Below are 3074 nucleotides of genomic sequence, written 5' to 3'. Positions count from 1 at the left end.
GCCGCTTCGGTCAGCAGTAGCGCGCAATCCTTGAGCACCTCGGCCAGCCTGTGCCAGCGATCCGGGCCGCAACCCGCTTCCGGGGCCTGACGTTCCTCGATCATGCGCGCGCCCTTGCCCTGGGGCGCCCAGATCTGAAACCCAGTAGCCTCGCCCAGATGCCTGTTGGCGAGCAGACCTTCGCGCGTGGCCACGGCCACATACGGCTTGACCTCGGTCTTTCCGCCGTGGGCCAGCCTGTCGAGGGTCGGGATCAGCTCGTTGGAGCGATCCGCGCACAACAGGCCCACGGCATCGGCCCGGCAGCGGCGGCAATGGGTCATCTGCGGGATCATGGCCCCGTTCACGGCCCGCAGATCATGGACCATCTGCTTGGACGGCTCTTCCATGTGCGCAAAAGGGGTGTCCGCCGTGGGACAGAGCGGAATCAGGTTCTGGATGTCCGCGCCCAACTCCCCCGCCACCCGGGCCACCTCGGCCAGATGATGATCGTTGACACCGGGAATGATGATGGAGTTGACCTTGACCGTGATGCCCTTGGCCTTCAGGCGCTTGATGGATTCGAGCTGGCGTTCGAGCAGCATCCTGGCTCCTTCCACGCCCCGGTAGACCACCTTGCCCACGCGCACCCAGCTGTAAATCCTGGCCCCGATCTCCGGGTCCACGGCGTTCATGGTCACGGTGACGTGGCTCACGCCCAGCTCGGCCAGACGGTCCACATGCTCGGGCAGGGCCAGCCCGTTGGTGGACAGACAATAAAGCATGTCCGGGTACTTGGCGTTAACCCGCTCAATGGTTTCCAGCGTCTTGGCCGACTCGGCCATGGGGTCGCCCGGTCCGGCGATGCCGACCACGCTGATGCGCGGCTCGCGGGCCAGAACCTCGTCCAGATATTCCACGGCCTTATCCGGCGGCAGCACGGCGCTGGTCACGCCGGGGCGGGATTCGTTGACGCAGTCGTATTTGCGATTGCAGTAGTTGCACTGAATATTGCACCCAGGGGCCACGGGCAGATGCACCCGGCCGTGGGAGCCCGAACTTCTTTTATTGAAACAGGGATGCTTGGATCTGTCTTTGGCTTCGGACATGGTGTCCTCCCTTGGTTGTTTGTCAGAGGCTACAATTTTGAAACAAGGTACATGGTCATTCGTGTAGGTTACGAATCCGCCGGCCTGGAGCCCTGGTGGGCCACATTGCGCATTATACCGATTTACTTCGCTTTATTGTGCAAGCGCTATTTCACGATACTCCAGACACGTTCCGTACTGCACAGACCTTGCCGCGATAACGAAGTCGTGTCGTAACGTTGTTTTCGTCATCACGAGAAGCCAGGCTCTGTGTGGGCGTCTTCAACGCGACCATGTCAGGCTCTGCGCGTGGTCCATGCCTTGCCCACCTTTGCCCATTTATGAACTGGATTGCTCGCGCAGAGCCCGACACGTTCGTCGAAGACTCCTCGCAATGACGGGCTTGGCAGTGCTTCATCACGAGAAGCCAGGCTCTGCGTGGGCATCTTCAACGCGGCCATGTCAGGCTCTGCGCGTGGTCCATGCCCTGCCCGCCTTGTGCCCATTCACGAACTGGATTGCTTCGTCGAAGACTCCTCGCAATGACGGACTTGGAGACGTCATCACGAGAGTTTCACCCTATTTCGTCCTATCTCATGCCGTACAGGGCAGCCATTTCATAGATATCCGTACCCCACCGAACACTCGTCCTGACTCTTTTCGAGCACGGCGTTGACCACTCTGTCGTAGAGCGCCAAAGCGCCTTCGTAGCCGACATGCAGGGTGCGCTGCCCGCCGAAACGGTCATGAATGGGAAAGCCGACGCGGAGCAGCGGAATATTCCTGGCCCTGGCCAGCTTGTAGCCCTTGCTGTGCCCGACCAGCAGGTCCGGGGCCAGCTCGGCCGCTTCGTCCTCGATGTCCTTGAAATCCGCGCCGCTGCGGATGACCGGCATGGTCAGGCAGACATCGCCCAGGACGTCGGTTATGGCTTTGGCGAACCGGTTGCTCTGCGTGCCCGTGGCGACCAGAACCGGCTGCACGCCGATTTCGCCCAGGAAGGAGCACAGGGCCACGACAAAATCCTCCTCGCCATAGACCACGGCCCGCTTGCCAAAAATATACTTGTGGCCGTCAACCATGGCGTCGAGCAGCCGGCCGCGATCAAAGGCGTCCTTGGCCGGTGTCTCGCAGCCCAGGGCAGCCAGGGTGTCCATGAAGCCATCCGTGGCGCGCAGGCCAATGGGCAGGGTGATTTTGGAGGCCGGGACGCCGAATTTGCGCTCAAGCACCTGGGCCGCGGATTCGGCCACGCCACCGGACATGCCGAACTCGATGGTGCCGCGCGCCCCGCTCATGGCCCGGATGGCGGCCACGGGCGTGCCGCCGTCGGGCAGGGCGTGGTACTCGTCCCAGATGACCCCATCCATGGTTTCGGACAGGTCGGGCAGCACCGTGAACGGCACGCCGGCCCGCATGCCCAGCTCCTTCAGAAAGCGGAAATCGGCCGGAGACAGAAAGCCGGGCAGCAGGTTCACGCCGCCGTGATCCGGGGCTTTTTCGCGCGCGATCTGGTCGACCAGGGCGCGCACGGCCGCGTGCCAGCCTTCCATGTGCGTGCCGGAATAGCTCGGCGTGGACACATGAACCAACTCCGGCAGGGGCAGGTCGGCAAATTCCTTGCGGAACTCGTGCAGGTAGCGACCCACGTCATCGCCGATGGTCTCGGTCAGGCAGGTCGTGGCCACGCCGATCAGATCCACGTCGTACTTGCGCATGACGTTCAAAATGCCCTTCTTGAGATTGGGGCCGCCGCCGTGGACCGCGCTCTTCTCGCCCAGGGCCGAGGACGCGATGTCCACGGGTTCGCGGTAATGGCTGATGATGTAGCGGCGCATGTAGGTGGCGCAGCCTTGGGAACCGTGCAGGAACGGCACCGCCTTTTCGATGCCCTTGAAGACCAGGGCCGCGCCCATGGGCGTGCACATCTTACAGGCATTGGTGGTGGATACGTATTCAGCCATTGACGACCTCCTTGCCCGCGCAGGCCGCGCGCGAGGCGGCGCG

2 protein-coding genes are annotated in these 3074 nt (G+C 62.8%); both read right to left on the bottom strand.

Features of this window, described 5'->3' with window-relative positions:
* Positions 1–1088, bottom strand: a 1088-nt coding sequence (gene nifB, locus EOL86_13245) for a nitrogenase cofactor biosynthesis protein NifB (protein NCD26540.1), incomplete at its 3' end; no start/stop codon positions are given.
* A 596-nt stretch (positions 1089–1684) separates the two neighbouring features.
* Positions 1685–3031 carry a nitrogenase gene (locus EOL86_13240; protein ID NCD26539.1) on the bottom strand — a complete coding sequence of 449 codons (1347 nt, stop codon included), beginning with the start codon at positions 3029–3031 and terminating at the stop codon, positions 1685–1687.
* Between the last annotated feature and the right edge of the window lie 43 nt (positions 3032–3074).

It is taken from the genome of Deltaproteobacteria bacterium (assembly GCA_009930495.1).
In the GTDB taxonomy this organism is placed as follows: Bacteria; Desulfobacterota; Desulfovibrionia; order Desulfovibrionales; family Desulfomicrobiaceae; genus Desulfomicrobium.
Note: the sequence above shows the minus strand (reverse complement) of the source record. Positions and strands in the feature narration are given on the sequence as shown.